This window comes from Armatimonadota bacterium (genome assembly GCA_020354555.1).
Lineage (GTDB): Bacteria > Armatimonadota > Hebobacteria.
Genome location: CP070648.1, coordinates 1,516,505 through 1,521,733, shown reverse-complemented (window position 1 = coordinate 1,521,733; position 5,229 = coordinate 1,516,505). Strand labels below are relative to the sequence as shown.

At 68.6% G+C, this 5,229-nt stretch carries 8 protein-coding genes; 6 read left to right on the top strand and 2 right to left on the bottom strand.

Features of this window, described 5'->3' with window-relative positions; genetic code table 11:
• Both tadA and JSV65_06160 read right to left on the bottom strand, forming a co-directional pair.
• A partial coding sequence (tadA, locus tag JSV65_06165) for a Flp pilus assembly complex ATPase component TadA (protein ID UCH35936.1) occupies positions 1-491 on the bottom strand: 491 nt, incomplete at its 3' end.
• Between the two features lie 28 nt (positions 492-519).
• Entirely contained in the window at positions 520-1,560 is a 1,041-nt protein-coding gene (locus JSV65_06160; protein UCH35935.1) for a type IV pilus twitching motility protein PilT, read from the bottom strand.
• A gap of 138 nt (positions 1,561-1,698) precedes the next feature.
• Between JSV65_06160 and JSV65_06155 the strand changes: the two genes are divergently transcribed.
• The 6 genes from JSV65_06155 to JSV65_06130 all read left to right on the top strand — a co-directional run bounded on the left by JSV65_06155 (position 1,699) and on the right by JSV65_06130 (position 5,070).
• The gene (locus JSV65_06155; protein ID UCH35934.1) at positions 1,699-2,394 is read left to right on the top strand and encodes a YggS family pyridoxal phosphate-dependent enzyme; all 696 of its coding nucleotides are present in this window, start codon (positions 1,699-1,701) and stop codon (positions 2,392-2,394) included.
• A gap of 45 nt (positions 2,395-2,439) precedes the next feature.
• Entirely contained in the window at positions 2,440-3,267 is an 828-nt protein-coding gene (locus tag JSV65_06150) for a pyrroline-5-carboxylate reductase (protein UCH35933.1), read from the top strand.
• Positions 3,268-3,284: 17 nt separating this feature from the next.
• A complete protein-coding gene (locus JSV65_06145; GenBank protein UCH35932.1) occupies positions 3,285-3,812 on the top strand; it encodes a YggT family protein in 528 nt (175 codons plus the stop codon).
• A gap of 3 nt (positions 3,813-3,815) precedes the next feature.
• Positions 3,816-4,115, top strand: a complete 300-nt coding sequence (locus JSV65_06140; GenBank protein ID UCH35931.1) for a DUF167 domain-containing protein — start codon at positions 3,816-3,818, stop codon at positions 4,113-4,115.
• Complete coding sequence (locus tag JSV65_06135; GenBank protein ID UCH35930.1) at positions 4,112-4,621, top strand: DUF4426 domain-containing protein; 510 nt, start codon at positions 4,112-4,114, stop codon at positions 4,619-4,621. Before JSV65_06140 ends, JSV65_06135 begins: the two co-directional genes overlap by 4 nt.
• Positions 4,622-4,755: 134 nt before the next feature.
• On the top strand, positions 4,756-5,070 hold the full coding sequence (locus JSV65_06130) for an HU family DNA-binding protein (protein UCH35929.1): 315 nt from the start codon (positions 4,756-4,758) through the stop codon (positions 5,068-5,070).
• Positions 5,071-5,229: the final 159 nt, after the last annotated feature.

The window sequence follows — 5,229 nt, the reverse complement described above, 5'->3', positions numbered from 1 at the left end:
GTCACGATGTGGCCGCGGGTCTTCTCGTTCCGGTAGCCGACCATCGAGGCCAGCGTCGTCGACTTGCCGGAACCGGTCGCACCGACCACGATCACGAGGCCGCGCTTGGACATGACGATGTCCTTGAGGATCGGCGGCAGCTCGAGCTCCTCGATGGTCGGGATCTTGGACTGGATCGTGCGGCACACGCAGCCCGTGTTGCCCTGCTGGATGAACGCGCTCACGCGGAAGCGCCCTATGCCCGGCGGCGCGATCGCGAAATTGCACTCCTTGGTGGCGTCGAACTCGCGCGTCTGGCGGTCGTTCATGATCGCGCGCACCATGGTCGCCGCCTGCTCGGGCGACAGCGCACGGTCGGACTGCGGCCGCACCTCGCCGTCGATCTTGATGGCCGGCGGGAAACCGGCAGTGATGAACAGGTCGGACCCCTTGCGCTCGACCATGCGGCGCAGCAGGTCCTGCATGAGCTTGATTGCCTGTTCGCGGTCCATCAGTTCCTCCGAGGCCGGCCGTAGGCCGTCAGATCGATTCCTTGTTCTGCGCCTTGAAGCGCGCTTCTTCCTTGGTGATCATGCCCTTGGCTGTCATCTCCTGCAGGCACTGGTCGAGCGTCTGCATGCCCTGGGCCTGGCCCGTCTGGATCGCCGAGTACATCTGGGCGATCTTGTTCTCGCGGATCAGGTTCCGGATGGCCGGCGTGGCGATCATGATCTCGTGGGCCGCGACGCGGCCGCCGCCGATCCGCTTCATCAGCGTCTGCGAGATCACCGCGCGCAATGACTCGGACAGCATGGCGCGGACCATCTCCTTCTCGGCCGCCGGGAACACGTCGACGACGCGGTCCACGGTCTTGGCGGCCGAGCTGGTGTGCAGCGTACCGAACACCAGGTGACCGGTCTCCGCCGCGGTCAGCGCCAGCCGGATGGTCTCGAGGTCGCGCAGCTCGCCGACCAGGATCACGTCCGGGTCCTCACGCAGCGCAGAGCGCAGCGCCTCCGAGAAGCCGAGCGTATCGCGGTGCACCTCGCGCTGATTGACCAGGCTGCGCTTCGACTCGTGCACGAACTCGATCGGGTCCTCGATGGTGATGATGTGATCCGGCCGGTTGATGTTCACGTAGTCGATCATCGCGGCGAGCGTGGTCGACTTGCCCGAGCCGGTCGGGCCGGTGACCAGCACCAGTCCGCGCGGCAGCAGGCAGAGATCCTTGAACACCTTCGGGGCAGCCAGGTCGTCGAGCGTCAGCACGGTCGACGGGATGTTGCGGAACACGGCGCCGGCGCCGCGGTTCTGGTTGAAGGCGTTGACGCGGAAGCGCGCGAGGCTGGGCACCTCGAAGGAGAAGTCCGTCTCGAAGAACTCCTCGTAGGTCTTCCGCTGCTTGTCGTTCATGATGTCGTACACCATGCTGTGCACTTCCTTGTGCGTCAGCGGTGGCATGTTGATCCGCTTCATGTCGCCGTCGACGCGGATCATCGGCGGAACGCCGGCCGACAGATGCAGGTCGGAGGCCTTGTTCTTGACGGCAAAGGCCAGGAGTTGTGCGATATCGACGGCCATCTGGACTCCTTGCGACCGGCACCCGGCGCTGAACCCGGCTGTCGCGCGGCGCACCGACACGACAACCCCGCCCGCGGGACGCCGGCAGACGACGCACCGAGGTGGCAGGGAGTATAGCCCTCGCCCCCTGGCTCCAATATGTTAACCGGTCCGCAAAATCTCCCTTCCCGGCTGGCGGATGTCCGTCAGCGCATCGAGTCGGCAGCCCGCGCGGCCGGCAGGGATCCTGCCGGGATCACCCTGATCGGCGTCACCAAGACGCACCCCGTGGAGCTCCTGCGCTCGGCGGTCGCAGCGGGCCTGCGCGACTTCGGCGAGAACTACCTGCAGGAGGCGCTCGCCAAGATCGCAGCCCTCGGTCCCGGCGCGGCGACCTGGCACTTCATCGGCGCGCTGCAGAGCAACAAGACGCGTCCGGTCGCGGAGAGCTTCGACTGGGTCCACACCGTCGACCGGGTGAAGATCGCCCGCCGGCTTTCCGAGCAGCGTCCCTGGCACGCGCCGCCGCTGCAGGTCTGCCTGCAGGTCCATCTCGGCGACGAGCCGTCCAAGTCGGGTGTCGAACCCGCCGCGCTCCCGGCGCTGGCGGCGGAGGTGGCGGCCCTGCCACGCCTGGCGCTGCGCGGACTGATGTGCATCCCGCCGGAGGAGCAGGATCCCGCGCAGCAGCGCCGCTGGTTCGCCGAGTTGAGGCGGCTGCAGGACGGACTGCGCAGCGACGGGTACGCGCTCGACGCGCTGTCGATGGGCATGAGCGGCGACTTCGAGTCGGCGATCGCGGAGGGCGCGACCCACGTGCGGGTCGGGACGGCGATCTTCGGCAAGCGCAATTGAACGCCCCGCCGCTACAATCGTGGCTTTGCGATGCGGCAACAAGGCATGCCTGAAGACTCCCTGGCATTCATCGGGGGCGGCAACATGGCGCGGGCCCTGATCGGCGGCCTGCTCGCGGCCGGTCGCGACCCCGCGACGATCCGCGTCGCCGATCCCGAGCCCGGGGCGCGAGGCGAGCTCGAGGCGTCCTTCGCCGGCGTCGCGGTGTTCGGGGACAACGCGTCGGCCGTCCGGGGCGCTTCCACCTGGGTGCTGGCCGTCAAGCCGCAGCACGCCCGCGCGGTGGCGAGCGGCCTCGCGACGCTGGCGCAGGCTTCCCGGCCGCTCGTCGTGTCGGTCGCGGCCGGCATCCGCGTTGCCGACCTGCGGCGCTGGCTCGGTGCCGGCGTGTCCGTGGTGCGCACCATGCCCAACCGGCCGGCACTGATCGGCGCGGGCATGACGGCGCTCTTCGCGGAACCGTCGGTGACGCCCGGGCAGAGGGAGCGCGCGGAGAAGATCCTGGCCGCGGTCGGCGCGTACCTCTGGATCGAGGACGAGTCGCTCATGGACGCCGTCACGGCCGTATCCGGCAGCGGCCCGGCCTACGTCTTCCTGCTGGTCGAGATGCTCGAGGCCGCGGCAGCCGCCGAGGGCCTCGACGCGGCAGCCGCCCGGCGCCTCGCCGTCGAGACGGTGCACGGCGCCGCGCGCATGGCGCGCGAACTCGGCGAGGATCCGGCGACGCTGCGCGAGCAGGTGACGTCCCGCGGAGGGACCACCGCCGCGGCGCTTGGCGTGCTGGAAGCCGCCGGCATTCGTGGTACCTTCGCCGCGGCGGTTCACGCGGGCACCCTGCGCTCGCGCGAGCTCGCCGAGGAATCCGGAGACTGAGGCAAGGCCGCGGCCCCATGGACGCACTGATCTTCATCGTCGACTCGCTGCTCACCCTGGCCGTGTACGCGTTCCTCCTGCGTCTGCTGCTGCAGCTCGCGCGGGCCGACTTCCGCAACCCGATTGCGCAGGCCGTCCTCAAGCTCACGAACTGGCTGGTGCTGCCACTGCGCAAGGTGCTGCCGCCCATCGGGCGCGTCGACACCGCGTCGCTGGTCGCCGTACTGATCGCCCAGCTCGCCGCGACCGGCGTTGTCTTCCTCATGCTGACGGGCACAGCGATGCCGCTCGGACCGCTGCTGCTGGCCGCCGCCCGGCAGGCGATCGTGGCCGCGATCCAGCTGTACACCGTCGCGATCATCGTCTATGCGCTGCTGTCCTTCGTCGCACCCGGGACCTACAGCCCGGCGGTCGGGCTGCTCTCCTCCCTGTGCAATCCCCTGCTGCACCCCGTCCGGCGCGTGCTGCCGCCCATCGGCGGGCTCGACTTCTCTCCCCTGCTCGTGATCCTGGCCCTGCAGGCGCTCAAGATCCTCATCACCTGAGCCATGCCCGGCTGGCTGACCCGCGATGGCGACGACATCCTGCTCGCGCTGCGGGTGCAACCGCGGGCCGGCCGCGACGCCATCGCAGGGCCGCACGGCGACCGGCTGCGGATCCGGATCGCCGCAGCCCCCGTGGACGACGCCGCCAACGAACGCCTTTGCTGCTACATCGCCGATCTGTTCGGCGTGCCGCAGGGGCGGGTGTCGGTGATGCGCGGACGAGGCGGACGCGAAAAGCTGGTCCGCGTCGCAGGCGCAGGCGGGCTCCCGGAGGAGCTCGCGCGCTGGATGACCGACCCTTGAGAGCCCGTCGAGCCGCAGCCGCGACTGTCCCGCCGTGCTGCGCCGTGCTCGCCGTCGCGGGGCTCTTCGCCGCGTGCGGAGGCAGCGACCGGGCACCGCAACCGGTCGCCGCTCGGCCCTACGAGGATCCCGGCTTCGTGCGCGCTGCCGGCTACGAGATGCGCTATGGCGTCGTCCAGGCGAGCGCGCTCGATCCCGACGTCGCAAGAGGTTACGGCATTGTCCGAAGTGAACTTCGAGCTGTGGTCACTGTCGCCGTTTTGCGACAGCGGCCGGCCGCGGTGCCGGTGACCGTCGAGGCGAGCGTGCACGGAGTGACGCGCAGGCTGACCGGCGAGGCTTCACCGCTCGAGTTCCGCAGCGTCGTCGACGGACAGGCAGTCTCCTACATCGCGGAGTTCGACGTCCGCGACCGCGAGCCCATGGCGCTCGAAATCGTGTCACAGCCTTCCGGCAGCACTGCGAAGCTACAGACCAGGATCACGCGCGAGTTCGCCGCGGACTGAGCGAAACCCCGAAAAAAATACGGCGAAATTACGCCGAGCCCTCTTATGCAGCGGTTTTTTCCGTGCTATCGTGCGCGCCGAATTCAAACACGGCGGAAACTGAATCCGCCAAGCCAACCGACAGGAGACGACTAATGGCGAAAAAGAGCGCGACCGCACCCACCAAGTCGCAGATCATCGGCACGATTGCTGACCAGACCGAGCTGACGAAGAAGCAGGTCGCCGCCGTTTTCGATGCGCTGAACGGCGTCATGAAGAAGTCGCTGAAGGGCACGAGCACGTTCACTCTGCCCGGCGTGTGCAAGATGCGCGTCGTCAAGAAACCGGCGACGAAGGCACGCGAAGGCGTCAACCCCTTCACTGGTGAGAAGATGATGATCAAGGCGAAGCCGGCTTCGAAGAAGGTCCGGATCCGCGCGCTCAAGAACCTGAACGAGATGGTCGGCTGATCCAGCCTCGACCGTTCGCGGTCCGCGCGAAGGAAAAGGGCAGCGCAAGCTGCCCTTTTTCGTTGAGGTGAGCGGTGAGCGGTGAGCGGTGAGCGGTGAGCGGTGAGCGGTGAGCGGTGAGCGGTGAGCGGTGAGCGGTGAGCGGTGAGCGGAGAGCGG